This window comes from Sporosarcina aquimarina (assembly GCF_033253705.1).
Lineage (GTDB): Bacteria > Bacillota > Bacilli > Bacillales_A > Planococcaceae > Sporosarcina > Sporosarcina aquimarina.
Genome location: NZ_JAUBDH010000003.1, coordinates 175,174 through 191,885, shown reverse-complemented (window position 1 = coordinate 191,885; position 16,712 = coordinate 175,174). Strand labels below are relative to the sequence as shown.

At 43.3% G+C, this 16,712-nt stretch carries 12 protein-coding genes, 1 other RNA gene and 1 other annotated feature; of the genes, 11 read left to right on the top strand and 2 right to left on the bottom strand.

Going from position 1 to position 16,712, the window contains the following annotated elements:
* Nucleotides 1-86: 86 nt before the first annotated feature.
* Nucleotides 87-728, top strand: a complete 642-nt coding sequence (locus tag QT716_RS06115; RefSeq protein ID WP_317935162.1) for a DUF421 domain-containing protein — start codon at nucleotides 87-89, stop codon at nucleotides 726-728.
* On the opposite strand, the gene QT716_RS06110 is transcribed toward QT716_RS06115, so the two are convergent.
* Nucleotides 719-2,239 (bottom strand): putative polysaccharide biosynthesis protein, encoded by a 1,521-nt coding sequence (locus QT716_RS06110; RefSeq protein WP_317935161.1) that lies wholly within the window; start codon nucleotides 2,237-2,239, stop codon nucleotides 719-721. The two genes, QT716_RS06115 and QT716_RS06110, sit on opposite strands and share 10 nt — an antisense overlap.
* A gap of 100 nt (nucleotides 2,240-2,339) precedes the next feature.
* Between QT716_RS06110 and QT716_RS06105 the strand changes: the two genes are divergently transcribed.
* The 7 genes from QT716_RS06105 (at nucleotide 2,340) to dtd (ending at nucleotide 11,304) form a co-directional block, all read left to right on the top strand.
* On the top strand, nucleotides 2,340-2,651 hold the full coding sequence (locus QT716_RS06105) for a post-transcriptional regulator (protein ID WP_317935160.1): 312 nt from the start codon (nucleotides 2,340-2,342) through the stop codon (nucleotides 2,649-2,651).
* A gap of 124 nt (nucleotides 2,652-2,775) precedes the next feature.
* A complete protein-coding gene (secDF, locus tag QT716_RS06100) occupies nucleotides 2,776-5,055 on the top strand; it encodes a protein translocase subunit SecDF (RefSeq protein ID WP_317935159.1) in 2,280 nt (759 codons plus the stop codon).
* A gap of 94 nt (nucleotides 5,056-5,149) precedes the next feature.
* The gene (locus QT716_RS06095; RefSeq protein WP_317935158.1) at nucleotides 5,150-5,494 is read left to right on the top strand and encodes a LapA family protein; all 345 of its coding nucleotides are present in this window, start codon (nucleotides 5,150-5,152) and stop codon (nucleotides 5,492-5,494) included.
* 107 nt (nucleotides 5,495-5,601) lie between these two features.
* A complete protein-coding gene (gene recJ, locus QT716_RS06090; protein WP_398292723.1) occupies nucleotides 5,602-7,953 on the top strand; it encodes a single-stranded-DNA-specific exonuclease RecJ in 2,352 nt (783 codons plus the stop codon).
* Complete coding sequence (locus QT716_RS06085; protein ID WP_317935156.1) at nucleotides 7,944-8,456, top strand: adenine phosphoribosyltransferase; 513 nt, start codon at nucleotides 7,944-7,946, stop codon at nucleotides 8,454-8,456. The genes recJ and QT716_RS06085 overlap by 10 nt, the downstream gene beginning before the upstream one ends.
* Before the next feature lie 191 nt (nucleotides 8,457-8,647).
* A complete protein-coding gene (locus QT716_RS06080; RefSeq protein WP_317935155.1) occupies nucleotides 8,648-10,846 on the top strand; it encodes a RelA/SpoT family protein in 2,199 nt (732 codons plus the stop codon).
* Between the two features lie 17 nt (nucleotides 10,847-10,863).
* Nucleotides 10,864-11,304, top strand: coding sequence for a D-aminoacyl-tRNA deacylase (gene dtd, locus QT716_RS06075; protein WP_317935154.1), 441 nt, complete (start codon nucleotides 10,864-10,866; stop codon nucleotides 11,302-11,304).
* Between the two features lie 46 nt (nucleotides 11,305-11,350).
* Here the strand turns inward: dtd and QT716_RS06070 are convergent, their stop codons facing one another.
* On the bottom strand, nucleotides 11,351-12,892 hold the full coding sequence (locus QT716_RS06070) for an N-acetylmuramoyl-L-alanine amidase (protein ID WP_317935153.1): 1,542 nt from the start codon (nucleotides 12,890-12,892) through the stop codon (nucleotides 11,351-11,353).
* A gap of 115 nt (nucleotides 12,893-13,007) precedes the next feature.
* Nucleotides 13,008-13,243: a binding site (T-box leader), on the top strand.
* 66 nt (nucleotides 13,244-13,309) lie between these two features.
* On the opposite strand from QT716_RS06070, the gene hisS reads away from it, so the two are divergent.
* The 3 genes from hisS (at nucleotide 13,310) to ssrS (ending at nucleotide 16,635) form a co-directional block, all read left to right on the top strand.
* Nucleotides 13,310-14,581, top strand: a complete 1,272-nt coding sequence (gene hisS, locus QT716_RS06065; RefSeq protein ID WP_317935152.1) for a histidine--tRNA ligase — start codon at nucleotides 13,310-13,312, stop codon at nucleotides 14,579-14,581.
* Nucleotides 14,582-14,596: 15 nt separating this feature from the next.
* Nucleotides 14,597-16,369, top strand: coding sequence for an aspartate--tRNA ligase (gene aspS / locus QT716_RS06060; RefSeq protein ID WP_398292583.1), 1,773 nt, complete (start codon nucleotides 14,597-14,599; stop codon nucleotides 16,367-16,369).
* Nucleotides 16,370-16,453: 84 nt separating this feature from the next.
* Nucleotides 16,454-16,635: non-coding RNA, 6S RNA (gene ssrS / locus QT716_RS06055), on the top strand.
* Nucleotides 16,636-16,712: the final 77 nt, after the last annotated feature.

Genomic DNA, 16,712 nt, shown 5'->3' with positions numbered 1-16,712 from the left:
GACTTGGCAGGTCTATTTATATGCTCTTTTTTCGTTTATTCCCGCGGCTTATTGGGCAAGCTGTGAACGAAAAGGAGGGTGTCCTTTTGAATGATTTACTCATAATTTCATTCCGCACCGTTTTTTTATACGCACTTATTGTGCTCATCCTTCGGCTAATGGGAAAAAGAGAAGTTGGAGAATTAAGTGTCATTGATGTTGTCGTTTTTGTAATCATTGCTGAAGTTGCTGCGCTCGCTCTAGACTCTCCTGATGCAAAACTTTTGCATTCGATCTTGCCGATGCTCGTTTTGTTAGTTATTCAATACATTTCATCATTAATTTCATTGAAGAGCAAAAAGTTTCGTGACGTTGTTGATGGAGATCCCACTGTGATTATAAAAGACGGAATCATATTAGAGGAAGAAATGCGGAAACAGCGTTATAACTTGGACGACCTATTCCAACAGTTGAGAGAAAAGCAAGTGGGTTCTGTTTACGATGTCTCGTATGCCTATTTAGAAACGTCCGGTAACTTGGCTGTTTTTCAATATGGCGATACCCCCCCGGTCCTCCCTTTTATTTCTGATGGTGATATCGATGTCGGACATCTATCCCTGCAAGACAAAACAGAGGAGTGGCTGTTGACCGAACTTAAGAAAAAAGGCATTGAAGATCCGAAACAAGTTTTCTATTGTTCATATGAAAAAGACGAACTTAAGGTGCAGCTGAAACAAGCTTATTTATAACGTGCAAATATCTTTTTCAAGTGACGGAGGTCACCGCGCTGTAATTGTCCTGTGAAAAACAATACGACTGTAAGAAACAGAACTGTGATTCCACAATCTAGCCAAAGACCGTAATTGCCAGTAGGGAAAAAGAGCGGACGCATTATGGCTGTCATGATGAACGAAGCATAGGGAAGCGCGAACATCGTAAATCCGGTGTTCGTTTTTTTGTTTTTCCGTAACGTTGCAACATGAAGAAAGGAAGTAATCAGCACACCAAAACCAATGGCTAAAATCGCTCCTGTTTCTTGCAGTCCAGGTTGAGAAGCCAGTGCAAACATGACAACTAATTTTGCGATTCCTCCATAGACTGAGTTCATCATCGCTGCTTTCGCTTCATTCGTCGCTTGAAGAATTGAAAACAAAGGGCTTTGAATGTAATAGAAGAAGAAAATTGGTGCGAGTATGACCATGTAAGAAGCGCCTTCTTTTATGTGAAACAAAGCTTTCGCCATTTCTTCTCCGTGAATGAAAAATACAGCTGCAGCAAATGCACCGGTTAGCGCAGACAAACGGAGAGATAAGTGAATCCGTTCTTGAAGCTTACTGATGTTACCCGCTGCAGATGCCCCGCTGACTGCCGGAACTAGGACAACGGATAGTGCATATGATATGAAGGAAGGGAACAAAAGCAAGGGGATTAAAACCCCGGAAATAATCCCGTACAAGGACGTTGCAGCTGCTGCGGTAATGCCCGATACTGCCAGCGCACGTAAAAAGATGATCGGCTCTAGAAACCATGTGAATGTACCGAATAGACGGCTTCCTGATGACGGAAGTGCAACAGATAATAATGGCCCAAGCGGATAATGACCATCCTTGTTTTTAGAAACTCGGCTGGTTTTTTTGTGTTTCCGATATTTCATCCACAAATAGAACACCGATGCAACTTCAGCGAGTAACGTAATAATCATCGCAATGGCGGCGTTAAGCGCTGCATTGCCGTCCACTAGGAAGTAGGGAAGCATCCATGTAATAAGTAAAATACGGACAAACTGCTCAATGATTTGAGACCAAGCGGTTTCTTCCAAACGGGCAATTCCTTGAAAGTACCCGCGAATCATTCCGCCGATTGCTGCGATTGGTACAATCCCGACACCGACGTACAGTGCAGTCGCTGATGCTGCATTCCCAAGTAAGGATTCAGACAAATAGGGGATGAAAAGAATGGAAAGCGGGATGAATACAAGCGCCGTACAAATTGTAATCATTGTAGAAGTGCGCATGACTTGTGAAAAACGTGTGGTTTCACCTTTAGCTTTTAGTTCTGCAATCACTTTTGCTATAGCAATTGGAACGCCCAGCTGGACGAGTGATAAGAAAAAGATGAAAGCAGGAAACGCAGTCATATATATCCCGACAGCTTCTTCGCCTGCGACACGCATAAATTGAATTCTGTAGACAAACCCAAGCAATTTAGTCATAAAAACCGCAATCATTAAGACCAACGTCCCGCGAATAAATGAAGACAATGAAAACAACTCCTTCTCAAGTCCAGACAATTCATATACACTACTTGTATGCGGAAACATGTACATTTACAACTGCCTATCGAAGAAGGGATGATCGTGAGTGGATAACAAATACCAACAATTGTTTGACCATGTCCGCCCAGCAATCGAAAGTAAAATGAACGAATTTCACTTTTATGGGTATTCGACTGTGACGGAAGCTGATATTTGGAAATACTGCGTTCAAAAAAAATGGAGAAAACGCAACATCACTGAAATGAGAACGTATGAAATTATGAATGATGTTATGGAACTGACACCGGCAGAATACATGACGTATACACAGATTGAAGAACAACGGGGATCGGATTGGTTTTCAGACTTAAATAGCGATGAACTGCAATTATTACTCTCCCCTAAAAAAAGTTCATAAGATCGGATCTGGACGTGATTACTATTTGACACGACGCGCTCACTGTCTCATAATTGTTGTGTTGATGTTTCTTACGTACATATCATAGTTACACCGCTTCACGTATAGAGGGGGAAAAAGGATCATGAAGAAAAGAGGACGCCTGGTCGCCTTTTTGTTGTTGATTGTAATTTTTGCAGCAACGATCGGCAGTACAGCGAACCCAATTTTAAACAATGTTAAATTAGGACTAGACTTACAAGGTGGATTTGAAGTCTTGTATGAAGTACAACAATTGAAATCAGGTTCGAATAACGAAGAAATCACGGAATCTGTTGTCGCAGATACTGCAAAAGCACTAAGAAATCGTATTGACGTACTCGGTGTTAGTGAACCAAGTATCCAAATCGAGTCCAACAATCGGATTCGTGTTCAATTAGCTGGTGTAGACGACCAAGCAAAAGCACGTGAATTACTATCTACTCAAGCGAATCTAACTTTTCGTGATGCGGACGACAAATTATTGCTTGATGGAGATGATCTGAAACCGGGGAAGGCAAAAGCTAACTTCGGCGAAAGCGGAAATCCCGTTGTTACTCTTGAAATGAAAGATCCTTCTAAGTTCGCACAAGTTACCTCTGAGATCTCGGCTAAAGCTCCGCCAGAAAACGTTATGGTCATTTGGCTCGACTTTGAGGAAGGCAAAGATTCATATAAAGAAGAGATGAAAAAGCCTGATCCGGCATTTATTTCAGCTCCATCCGTCAGACAAACCATAAACTCATCTGACGTGGAGATTTCAGGTAGTTTCACAGTTGAGGAAACAAAAAACCTTGCAGGTATCTTGAATGCTGGAGCACTTCCAGTACACCTTGAAGAGATGTACTCCACATCGGTAGGCGCGCAATTCGGTGAGCAGGCGTTAGACAAAACCATTACTGCCGGAATTATCGGTGTATCACTGATTTTCTTATTCATGTTAATTTACTATCGTGTACCAGGAATTGTTGCTGTCATCACACTTTCAGTTTACATTTTCTTGATCATGGTAGTCTTCACACTTATAAATGGTGTTCTCACACTGCCAGGCATTGCAGCCTTGCTGCTCGGGGTCGGTATGGCCGTCGATGCCAATATCCTGACGTATGAGCGTATTAAAGAAGAGCTGCGTGTCGGCAGTTCTATCAAAACTGCATATGCTAAAGGTGCAAAAGAATCATTTACAGCAATTTTGGATGCGAACGTTACGACTTTACTAGCTGCAGTAGTCTTGTTCATCTTTGGTACAAGCTCGGTTAAAGGTTTCGCAACGATGCTCATCATCAGTATCGCTGTCAGCTTTATCACTGCCGTATGGGGAGCGCGTTTACTTCTCGGACTACTTGTGAAAAGTGGATACTTCGATGGGAAAACAGGCTGGTTCGGAGTTTCACCGAAACGGGTTCATCCTGCTTCAGAAAACGTCGATACACTTGAACTTACAACGAAGTTCGATAGATTCGACTTTGTGCGCAGCCGCAAACGTTTCTATGCAATATCCATCGCGCTGATCGTTGCAGGTGCAATCGTTCTAGGAATCTTCAAGCTGAACTTAGGCATTGACTTCTCAAGCGGTACACGTGCTGAAATTCTATCCGACAGCGCGTTAACTAAAGAAGAAGTCAGCACGTACTTGGATGACATCGGACATCCTACAGAAGACATCGTCATTTCTGGGGATAAAAGCAATATCGGTGTCGCACGATTTAAAGAGGAGTTCAGCCAAGAAGAAGTTAAAGAATTGAAAGCACAAGTTGCTGACAAATATGGGGCTGAACCAAATATCTCGACAGTATCATCGACAGTCGGAAAAGAATTAGCTAAAAATGCCCTGTTTGCATTGCTATACGCTGCAATCGGCATTATCATCTACGTCGCATTGCGCTTTGAATGGCGGATGGGTGTAGCGGCTATTCTCGGACTGCTGCACGATGCATTCTTCATGATCGCGATCTTCAGTATTTTGCGATTGGAAGTTGATATCACGTTCATCGCCGCAGTTCTGACCATCGTCGGTTATTCCATTAACGATACGATTGTCACCTTTGACCGGATTCGTGAAAACCTTCATAAAATCGGTCACTTGGACAATGAGAATGATTTAGCGAATATTATCAACAAATCACTTCGTCAAACGCTCGGCCGCTCCGTGAATACGGTTCTTACCGTACTCATCGTCGTCGTTGCGCTAATCGCCCTCGGTGCTGAAGCAATCCGACCATTCTCGATTGCCTTGTTGATCGGTCTTATTGCCGGAACGTATTCATCCATCTACATTTCCGCTCAAATCTGGTTCGATTTGAAAAAGCGTGAAATTAAGAAGCATGGTAAATTGAATACAGTAAAAGAAAAGAAACAATGGGGTTCAGACGAGCCGGTCGTATAATGTGTTTCAATGATTCAACTAACAGGTATACTCAGGTATACCTGTTTTTATTTTTCACAAAAATTCATGTTTACTTATCTTAAGGAGGCCGCCTATGAAATCTCAATGGATGCTATTATTCGGATTATTATTTGCAATCATCATCGCAGTATTTGCAGTCTTTAACGTCGACAAAGTTCCCGTGAACTATGTGTTTGGAGAAGCATATTGGCCGCTCGTACTAGTTATTTTAGGTTCTGCTCTGCTTGGAGCATTGGCTAGCGGGTTATTTGCGGTGTTCCGCTCAGTCAGGACACGCAGGGAAGTGAAAGACCTTCAAAAAGTGATAACAGAGAAAGAATCCATCATTGCAAACCAGCAAAACGAAATTGCAATGCTTCAGAAATCTCCAGGTCTTGCACACGAAGTAATGCAAGATGAATATGATTTTAAAAAATGAGACATGCAGCGCCTTTACGAAATCCGAGTAAAGGCGTTTTTCAATGGAATCGAATCCTTTCGGAAATTGCAGTTACCCGTTATAATTACGATAAGGAAGTGAATGCATTGATTAAGTCAAACAAAAATTGGAAGATACATAGACCTGAACAACAAAACGTAGATCGTTTAATGCGAGAACTGAAACTCCCTTCGCTGCACGCTAAAATTTTAGCGTCGCGAGGTTTTCAAGAACCTGCAGATGCACAAGCGTTTCTGCAAGCTGATGCATCTGTCTTACACGACCCATTTCTTTTACATGATATGGACAAAGCGGTAACTCGAATTCAAAGTGCGATAGAAAACGACGAGCACATCGTTGTATACGGTGACTATGATGCAGATGGCGTGACAAGTGTATCGGTCCTGACAACCGCTCTGGAACGAATTGGTGCAGATGTATCGTTCACTATACCGAACCGTTTTGAACATGGCTACGGTCCGAATTGCGAGCTATTTCAAGAAATTGCGGATCTTGGTGCAACGCTGATCATCACCGTGGATAATGGCGTCTCCGGCATTGAGCAGACAGCTTTTGCAAAATCTATCGGACTCGATGTGATTATCACAGATCACCACGAGATGGGGGACACGCTGCCAAGTGCAGACGCGATTATTCACCCAAGACATCCGGAAGGAAACTACCCATTCGGCGAGCTGGCAGGAGTAGGGGTTGCATTTAAACTAGCAACAGCTTTACTTGGAGAAGCACCGCTCGATTTGTTGGAGTTTGCAGCGATCGGAACAGTGGCGGACCTTGTTCCTTTGTTGGATGAAAACCGATATTTCGTAAAAGAAGGAATTCGGAGATTGCGCATGTCGAGCCGTCCAGGAATTCAAGCGCTTGCAAAAGTGGGAGGCACTGAGCAGCGTCAATTCACAGAAGAGACGCTTGGCTTCATGGTTGGTCCCCGTCTCAATGCACCCGGTCGTTTAGGCGATGCAGATGTAGCTGTGGAGCTGCTGAAGGCAGAAGACGCTGCAGTCGCGTCTGGGATTACCAATGAACTGGATCGCTTGAATAAGGAACGCCAGGCTTTGGTCAATGGGATCACGGAAGAAGCACTCCAGATGATTGAAGAACAATATGGCCAAAACATCCCTTACGTTTTTGTTCTAGCTAAAGAAGGATGGAATCCAGGAGTGATTGGAATTGTCGCTTCCCGTTTAACTGAGAAGTTTTACCGTCCTTCGATTGTGCTTGCGATCGACGCAGCTGCAGAAACAGCAAAAGGATCCGCGCGCAGTATTGATGGGTTCGACCTGTATCAGGAGCTAGTGAAAAACAAAGAAATCCTTCCGCATTTCGGCGGACATGCAATGGCAGCGGGAATGACGCTCTCACTAAGTGATGTTGATGCCTTAAGAAATCGTTTGAACGAACAAGCCCAGCAGATTTTGTCAGACGAACAGCTCATTGCAACCGTTGAAATCGATGTGCCGTTAACAATCGATGAAATCGAAGTGTCCGTCTTGGAATCATTGGAACAATTACGTCCGTTTGGAATGGCGTTCCCAAAACCCATGTACATGATTGAAGATGTGACAGTTGGATCCATTCGTAAAATCGGGTCAGCTAAAAATCATTTGAAACTGGAGTTGGAGGATGGGGGAAATAAACTCGATGCCATCAGTTTCGGAGACGGGCATTTAGCGGATGAAATGACGCATGGCATGTCGCTTTTAGTAACAGGAGACCTGCAAGTGAACGAGTGGAACAATTTTAAAAAACCGCAAATTCTTCTGCAGGACATTCGTTCAGATGAACGCCAAGTGTTCGATTTACGCGGCATACGCGATCCGCTGCGATGGATTCATACAGTTCCTAAAGACAATGTGCTCTATATCGCATTTCAACAGCAGACAAAAACTTATTTCACTCCGATTCTACAAGGGACTGAAATCGTATTATTTGAAGAACGTTCACGAAGTGAACGGATTGAGCATATTGTCTTGCTGGATATTCCAAACCAAGAAGAGCAGCTTGCCGAATTGTTGAATGACTATAATCCAGGCAGAATCTATGCACATTTCTATGCGCCGGATTCCCGGTATTTCGAAGGAATTCCTGATCGTCAAGAATTTGGATGGTACTTTGCATTCTTGAAAAAACGGGGCACATTCGATTTATCCAAACAAGCAGAACAACTCGCCAAGCACAAAGGTTGGAAAATCGACACGATTTATTTCATGTCGAAAGTGTTTTTTGAATTAGGATTTGTTAAGATAGACAATGGCGTTGCAATTATTGAACCGGCAGCAGGGAAGCGCGATCTTGCTGAAGCCCCTGCTTATCAAGAACGCAAACGACAGATTGAAATGGAAGAACGGCTGCTGTATGCACCTTACCAAGACCTGAAACAATGGTTTCAAAAGGTTCAACAGGATAACGCCGTCGAGGAGGAAATAGTATGGACTTGAAACAGTTTGTTACCGTAGTTCCTGATTATCCTAAAAAAGGAATTAGCTTTAAAGATATTACAACAATTATGGACAATGGCGAAGCGTATAAGTATGCGACTGACAAAATCGTTGAGTACGCAAAAGAGATGGACGCCGATATCATCGTTGGACCTGAAGCACGCGGTTTCATCATCGGGTGTCCGGTTGCTTATGCCTTAGAAATCGGTTTTGCTCCAGTTCGTAAGCCAGGTAAATTGCCTCGTGAAACGATTGCGGTCGATTATGATTTGGAATACGGTGTCGATCAGTTAACGATTCATAAAGATGCGATAAAACCTGGACAGCGCGTACTTATCGTAGATGACCTTCTCGCTACAGGCGGTACCGTTGAAGCGACTGTCAAGCTTGTTGAAAAACTAGGCGGGGTCGTTGCGGGCTGTGCTTTTCTAATTGAACTATCCTACTTAGACGGCCGTAAAAAATTAGACGGTTATAATATCCGTGCATTAATGACGTATTAATGACAAATCTGACATCTCTGCATTTTTCGCAGGGATGTTTTTTCGATTGGTTCGACAGAATATAGTGCAGTTCGACATGCTTTTGACACAGTAAGTCAGTTAGATGAATTCATTTCTTTACAAATCTTCTATTTTCGCCATACAATAGAGGCATGATTATTTTTTCGGAATCGCTTGAAAGAGGTGAGAGAATGGCTCAAAATCAGGATTTAACGGAACATGATATATATGAACTTGTCGGCGCTTATATGAACGAAGAACACGTGGCTTTTGTGAAAAAAGCATACGAAGCTGCAAAAAGAGCCCACGAAGGGCAATTTAGAAGCTCTGGGGAACCATACATTCTCCATCCGGTACAAGTCGCTGGCATTCTGGCACAGCTTCAAATGGATCCATCTACAGTAGCTGCAGGCTTCTTGCACGATGTAGTAGAAGATACTGAAATCGGGAGAGAAGACATCGTCCGGGATTTCGGTGAAGAAGTGGCAATGCTAGTAGACGGAGTCACAAAGCTAGAAAAATTGAAGTTTAAATCGAATGAAGAAAAACAAGCGGAAAATCACCGTAAAATGTTTATCGCAATGGCTCAGGATATCCGGGTCATTCTTATTAAACTTGCAGACCGATTGCATAATATGAGGACGTTAAAGTACGTCAAAGAAGAGAAACAACGGAGAATTTCTGCGGAAACGCTTGAAATTTTTGCTCCTCTTGCCCATCGTCTTGGGATTTCAGCAATCAAGTGGGAATTGGAAGACATCGCCCTTCGGTATTTAAATCCACAGCAGTATTACCGCATTGTCAACCTCATGAAGCAAAAGCGCGCAGAACGTGAAAACTACTTGGCAAATGTCATGGAGCAGATTCATACAGAAATTGGGACGATGGACATCCATGCTGAATTGTCTGGCCGACCGAAACACTTATATTCCATTTATCGTAAAATGGTCTTACAGAAAAAAGAATTCAATGAAATTTATGACTTGTTAGCCGTACGGATTGTCGTGAACAGCATTAAAGATTGTTATGCTGTCCTTGGAATTATCCATACCTTATGGAAGCCGATGCCTGGGCGGTTCAAAGATTATATTGCGATGCCCAAACAAAACTTATATCAATCGATTCATACAACGGTTGTAGGTCCTGCAGGGGATCCTCTTGAAGTGCAAATTCGTACAGAAGAAATGCACAAAATTGCAGAGTTCGGGGTTGCTGCACATTGGGCATATAAAGAAGGTATTTCTGCTCAATATCCAGATACCATCGACTCTAAACTCACATGGTTCCGTGAAATTTTGGAGATGCAAAATGAGTCATCCAATGCAGAAGAGTTCATGGAGTCGTTGAAATTCGATTTGTTCTCGGATATGGTATACGTGTTTACACCGGATGGTGATGTTATTGAACTTCCGAAAGGTTCAGTTCCTATCGACTTTGCCTACCGTGTTCACTCTGAAGTCGGTAACCGCACGATTGGAGCGAAAGTGAATGGAAAAATGGTTCCGCTCGAAACGGAATTATTTACAGGCGATATCATTGAAGTATTAACGTCGAAACAATCCTTCGGACCGAGCCGAGACTGGTTAAAAATCGCTAACACTTCACAAGCGCGCAACAAAATACGCCAATATTTTAAAAAGCAGCTCCGTGAGGAAAATATTTACCGCGGAAAAGAATTGCTTGAAAAAGAAGTAAAGCAGCAAGAGTATGTCTTACGTGAAGTGGTCACGCCTGAAAGTTTAAGAAAAGTGATCGACAAATACAGCTTTACATCTGAAGAAGATATGTATGCGGCAATCGGTTCAGGTGGAATTACTGCACAACAAGTCGTCAATCGGATGACAGACAAGATCCGTAAAGAACGCGAGAAAAAAGATACGCTCGACAAAATTGTTTCCGACTTGAAAAATCAGCCAGCTCAAACAATGACGGAATCGGGTGTCGTTGTAAAAGGGCTGGAAAACTTGTTAATTCGCCTTTCGAAATGCTGTAACCCAGTTCCTGGCGATGAAATCGTCGGGTTCATCACAAAAGGCCGCGGTGTTTCCGTTCACCGAGTCGATTGTCCAAATATCCATTCTGATGAAGAATCCGATAATCGATTGATTGACGTCGATTGGGCAGTATCTAGTTCTGAAAGTGTGAAGAAAGAATTCCAAGTAGATATCGAAATAACAGGTTACGACCGACAAGGCCTTTTAAATGAAGTTATGATGGCTGTCGTTGACACGAAAACACCAATTGTTGCGGTTTCAGGTAAAGCCGACAAAGTTAAAATAGCGCACATCAGTATGTCTATTAAAATCACTGATTTGCAGCATTTACAAAGGATTGTCGATAAAATAAAACAAGTTCGGGATATTTACTCAGTACAGCGGATTATTAATTAACTAAGAGGTGTTTCGCAGTGAAAGTGGTTTTACAACGATCGAAACAAGCGTCTGTTTCAGTTGAGGGTGAAATTACAGGGGCGATTGAACACGGATACGTTTTGCTCGTAGGGCTGACCCATTCAGACACTGAAGAAGAGGCTGCCTATGTTGCAAAAAAGATTTCAGGACTTCGCCTGTTCGAAGACGAAGAGGGGAAGATGAATCGTTCAATTGACGAAACCGGAGGGGCAATCCTTTCGATTTCGCAATTCACGTTATATGGAAATGTAAGCAAAGGCCGGCGTCCAAGTTTCATCGATGCCGCGAGACCTGAGCAAGCAGAACCTCTTTACGACTACTTTAACGAACAATTGCGTTCGTATGGACTAACAGTCGAAACAGGTGTCTTTGGAGCGATGATGGACGTCTCTCTAGTGAATGATGGGCCAGTTACGATTATTGTCGAATCCAAATGAAAACGTCCGTAAGCAGCCAGAATATCGGTTGCTTACGGACGTTTTTTTATTGTCCATCAAAGTATTGAAGAAGTCCTTTGTAGATTCCTTGTGAAGCTTGCTCCCGGAAATAAGAGCTCGTTAACACACGTTCTTCCGATGAGTTGGATAAAAAGCCTAATTCAATAAGGACAGCAGGTAATTGGTTTTCTCGAAGCACTAAATAATTCGCTGACTGCGTTCCTCTGTTATGCAAGTCAACAGATCCCGCAAGTCCATCATTAATGGATTGAGCAAATGATTGTTGGGCAGACTTCGTATAATAGGTCGTAAATCCAACAATGGAGCGGTCAGGATTCGCATCATAATGCAAGCTTACAAATGCATCGGCACCTTCTGAATGAGCAATTGACGGACGTTTCCTGAGCGATACATACGTATCCGAATTTCTCGTCATAACAACTTCCGCGCCTGCTTCCTTAAGTTTTCCTGAAAGCAATTCAGCAGTTTGCAAGGTAAGATCCTTTTCGTCGTTTCCGCGAATTCCAGTCGTGCCGCGGTCATTCCCGCCATGGCCGGCATCGATCGCAATCTTGAGCCCTTTTAAAGTTCCTGGAACTCGTTTTTCTTTTTTAGGAACTTTCGCAGCAGATGTTGTAGAGACATTTGAAGAATTCACTACCCATTCCGCAACATAAGCTGTTCCGCCAGTATTCAGCTGGATTTCATACCAATCGTCTTTTTTTGCTTTTACTTTGAATACTTCACCTGCATCTGCCCGCAATGCGATGTCGGAAGACGTGGTAGGCTGAACCCGGATATTCGTTCCATTGGTTACAATGGAAACAGTATCTGGGCTGCTGTTCGATGTTACACTGTTCGCGCTGGACAACTCACCATGAAACGAATAAACCCAGCCTGACTTTTTTCCTTCCAAAGTAATTTGAATCCAATTTCCATCAATCCGTTCGATTTGAAACGTTTCGTTTTTAGCAACAGTTGCAATCCGTTTGGACGATTGTGTCGGTTTTTTACGGACATTTAATTTATTTACTTTTACAGTAAACAGATTTGCATCCGTCACTTTAGGATTTTTTGCGCTTTCAGGTGATGATTCCGGGGCGTCAGCATCTACTTCAGTTATGTATGTTGTATGAACCCAGCCTTGTAAACCATCTACAATAATCGAAGCCCATTCACCCTGATATTCAACTAAGCTAGCGAGATCACCGGTGCGTAATTTCCCAATAACAGCCGACTCTATAGAGGGTGACGAACGGATATTTAGTGAATTTACTCGTGAAACGATTTTTCCTTTTTCTTTTGAGGCACCTTTCGCAGACGCCGTAAGCCAAGCGGCTATCCATCCAGTCTCTCCATTTACAGAAACTTGGAGCCAATCGTCTGAACGGTCAATTACTTGCACTTTTTGTTTGTCTTTCAGCTTTCCAGTAACAGAGTAGGTAAGTCCAGGTCCAGATCGGATATTCAACGTTGGAGAATCGACTACAACTGTTTGTTCTAGTGAATCAGCAGTTACTGAAAGCGGTTCCAGCACGATGACTGATAACAATAGGAAAGCGGCTATGAGTTTTGCAAGTTTCGACATTATTCATCCCCCTTTGTCATTATTGTAAAAGAAGTTGTCTGAAAAGACTAGAGGAAATGAAAAAGGTTGACACAATTTCACCAGATGGTACTATTATTGATAACTACATGAAGTATTTACGTCGATGACTTGGAAAGTACTCAAGCTTGTGGCTGATCAGAGAAGGGCGGACTTGGCTGAAATCCCCCTGCAGACTAACTTGATGAACAACACCAACGAGACTCTTTGCTGAAAGGCCAATCGGGCTTATTAGGGAAAGACGGAACCGGCCGTTATCCGGATACGAGTGGACGTCTTAGGCGTCAATTTGGGTGGAACCGCGGAAGCTATTATCGAGCTCTCGTCCCTTGCATACGCAAGGGGTGGGGGCTTTTTGTATGTCCGCTTTTCCTGAAGACAAACGAGAGGGGTTTACCAATGAAGTTTAAAGTGCCAAGAGGAACTCAAGACATTCTTCCAAGTGAATCATGGAAATGGCAAAAAGTTGAACAAATGATTCGCGAAGCGTGTGAAGTTTACCGTTACCAAGAAATCCGTACGCCAATGTTTGAACAAACGGAGCTCTTCCAGCGTACAGTGGGTGACACAACAGATATCGTAACAAAAGAGATGTATACCTTTAAAGACCGCGGTGACCGTTCGATGACATTACGTCCAGAAGGAACTGCGCCAGTCGTTCGGTCATTCGTCGAACACAAAATGTTTGGCTGGGTGGACCAGCCTGTCAAATTGTACTACATCGAGCCCATGTTCCGTTACGAACGCCAACAAGCAGGCCGATATCGTCAATTCGTCCAATTCGGTACGGAAGCGATAGGAAGCGCAGATCCTGCAATCGATGCAGAAGTCATTGCACTGGCACTCGACGTATACAAAAAAGTGGGCTTAAAAGATATTAAGCTCGTTTTGAATTCGTTAGGGGACAAAGATTCCAGAACGGCTCACCGAGATGCGCTTGTTGCGCACTTCACACCGCGGATTGACGAGTTTTGTTCCGATTGTCAAAATCGATTAGAGAAAAACCCATTACGTATTCTTGATTGTAAAGTGGACCGAGATCATCCTTTGATGAAAACAGCGCCTTCTTTAACAGACTTTTTGAATGATGAATCCCGTGCTTATTTTGAAAAGCTCCAGGATTTATTAACAAAAGCGGGTATCTCATACGAGCTGGATCCAAATCTAGTTCGCGGTCTTGACTACTATAATCATACAGCGTTTGAAATTATGAGCACAGCAGAAGGCTTTGGTGCAATTACCACACTTTGCGGCGGGGGAAGGTACAATGGTTTGTCCGAAGAAATCGGAGGCCCATCTGCACCAGGTATTGGCTTCGGTATGAGTATCGAACGACTGCTGCTGGCACTTGAAGCGGAGCAAGTTCCTTTGACGAATGACGATGCACTGGATGTATATGTAGTAACGCTCGGAGATGCTGCGAAACAAGAAGGCTTCCAGATTCTTCAGCAATTACGTTCAAGCGGAATCCGCGCTGATATGGACTTCTTGGACCGCAAAATGAAAGCGCAAATGAAGTCTGCAGACCGCTTGCAAGCGAAATGGGTCACTGTAATAGGTGAAGAAGAAGTAGAACAGCAAATTGTTCAATTGAAAAATATGGCTGAAGGATCTCAACAATCCGTATCAGTCGAAAAACTAATTGAAATTATACAAGCAGAGGTTAACTGAAGAGAGGCAGTGGTGATGATGCAACAACGTACCCAATATTGTGGAGAATTGAATGAGCAGCACATCGGACAAGAAGTTACATTAAAAGGATGGGTTCAAAAACGCCGTGACCTTGGCGGGCTGATCTTTGTCGACATGCGTGACCGCACAGGAATCTTACAGGCAGTTTTCAATCCAGCAATTTCAGAAGAAGCGTTAGCAACTGCTGAAAAACTGCGCAGCGAATTTGTCATTTCGATTACAGGCTTAGTCGTTGAACGAGAAGAGCGTACGAAGAATGCGAATTTGAAAACAGGTGGTATCGAGGTTCAAGTTACTGAACTCACAATTATCAATGAAGCAAAAAACCCGCCGTTTTTAATCGAAGATGATACGGATGTCAGCGAAGAACTTAGGTTGAAATATCGTTACCTTGACCTTCGCCGTCCACAATTAGCCCGCACATTCAAAATGCGTTCGGATATTACGAAAACTGTCCGTAATTTCTTGGATGGAGAAGGATTCCTTGAAGTGGAAACTCCAATTTTGACGAAGTCAACACCGGAAGGCGCACGTGACTATTTAGTGCCAAGCCGGGTACATGATGGCGAATTCTATGCATTGCCACAATCTCCTCAGCTGTTTAAGCAGATGCTGATGGTGTCAGGATTCGATCGTTACTTCCAAATCGCCCGATGCTTCCGTGACGAAGACTTGCGTGCTGACCGTCAGCCGGAATTCACTCAAATCGATATGGAAATGAGTTTCATGTCAATTGAAGAAATCATCGAATTGAACGAACGCCTGATGCAAAAAGTGATGAATGATGTTAAAGACGTTAAACTTGAAGGTCCTTTCAAGCGTATGACGTATGCTGATGCAATGGCGCGTTTCGGTTCAGACAAGCCGGATACTCGTTTCGATATGGAACTCGTTGACGTTTCCGATATCGTAAAAGATACAGCGTTTAAAGTCTTTACAGGTGCACTTGAAGCAGGAGGTCAAGTAAAACTGATCAACGTAAAAGGTGCAGCTTCTGATTATTCACGTAAAGATATCGATGCTTTCGGAGAATTTGCAGCAGTATACGGAGCAAAAGGGTTAGCTTGGCTGAAATCAGAAGAAGAAGGCTTAAAAGGCCCAATTGCTAAGTTTTTCGAAGGGGAAACAGCAGAAGCACTAAAAGCTGCAGCTGGAGCTGAAGCGGGTGACTTATTATTATTCGCAGCAGATAAAAAATCAGTGGTTGCAGACACATTAGGTGCACTTCGTATGAAATTTGGCCGTGAACGCGGCTTGATCGACGAGTCTTTATATAATTTCTTATGGGTAACTGACTGGCCATTATTCGAATATGATGAAGAAGACGAGCGTTTCTATGCGGCTCACCACCCATTCACGATGCCTGCGGATGTTGAAGAACTCGTTGCAAGCCCCGAAACAGTAAAAGCATTAGCGTATGACTTAGTGCTAAACGGTTACGAATTGGGCGGAGGATCACTTCGGATTTATGAAAGAGACGTACAAGAAAAAATGTTTGCGGCTCTAGGATTTACGAATGAGCAAGCACGCGAGCAATTCGGTTTCCTACTGGATGCGTTCGAATATGGAACACCTCCACATGGCGGAATCGCATTCGGTCTCGACCGTCTGGTTATGCTGCTGTCTGGTTCAACCAACCTGAGAGACACGATCGCATTCCCTAAAACAGCAAGCGCGACAGACTTATTGACGGCGGCACCAGATGCTGTAGACCCAAAACAACTAACCGAGTTGCACATCCAATTGGCTAATAAGGAAAATAGGTAATTTGAACTTTTCTGAATAAATAGCTTAATATTTTGCTTTAATCATTGAATCGTCAGAAAGCATATGCTAAGATGTATTTAACAACAAATCCTGAAGTGTTCGTTATTTGCCAGACAGTTTTGACCGAACACTTTAATCGTCGGGAGCCTAGATTCTTCTCATGATGACATGCCTGTCATGGGACCTCAGAAGTGAGAAGATCGGGCACCCACCTGCACCGTGCGGGTTCAAAACGATATTACAAAGACGGCACAGTCGGGATTTGTTTCTTATTTGAATACTTCACCTCTCAGCAAACTTGCTGAGAGGTTTTTACATTTGAATCCCGAAATAGAGAGGTTGT

Excerpts from the sequence above, each read along its gene's own strand:
- QT716_RS06085 (WP_317935156.1), top strand. The coding sequence starts at position 7,944 with ATGGACTTGAAACAGTTTGTTACCGTAGTTCCTGATTATCCTAAAAAA.
- QT716_RS06070 (WP_317935153.1), bottom strand. The coding sequence starts at position 12,892 with ATGTCGAAACTTGCAAAACTCATAGCCGCTTTCCTATTGTTATCAGTC.
- QT716_RS06080 (WP_317935155.1), top strand. The coding sequence starts at position 8,648 with ATGGCTCAAAATCAGGATTTAACGGAACATGATATATATGAACTTGTC.
- QT716_RS06095 (WP_317935158.1), top strand. The coding sequence starts at position 5,150 with ATGAAATCTCAATGGATGCTATTATTCGGATTATTATTTGCAATCATC.
- aspS (WP_398292583.1), top strand. The coding sequence starts at position 14,597 with ATGATGCAACAACGTACCCAATATTGTGGAGAATTGAATGAGCAGCAC.
- secDF (WP_317935159.1), top strand. The coding sequence starts at position 2,776 with ATGAAGAAAAGAGGACGCCTGGTCGCCTTTTTGTTGTTGATTGTAATT.
- hisS (WP_317935152.1), top strand. The coding sequence starts at position 13,310 with ATGAAGTTTAAAGTGCCAAGAGGAACTCAAGACATTCTTCCAAGTGAA.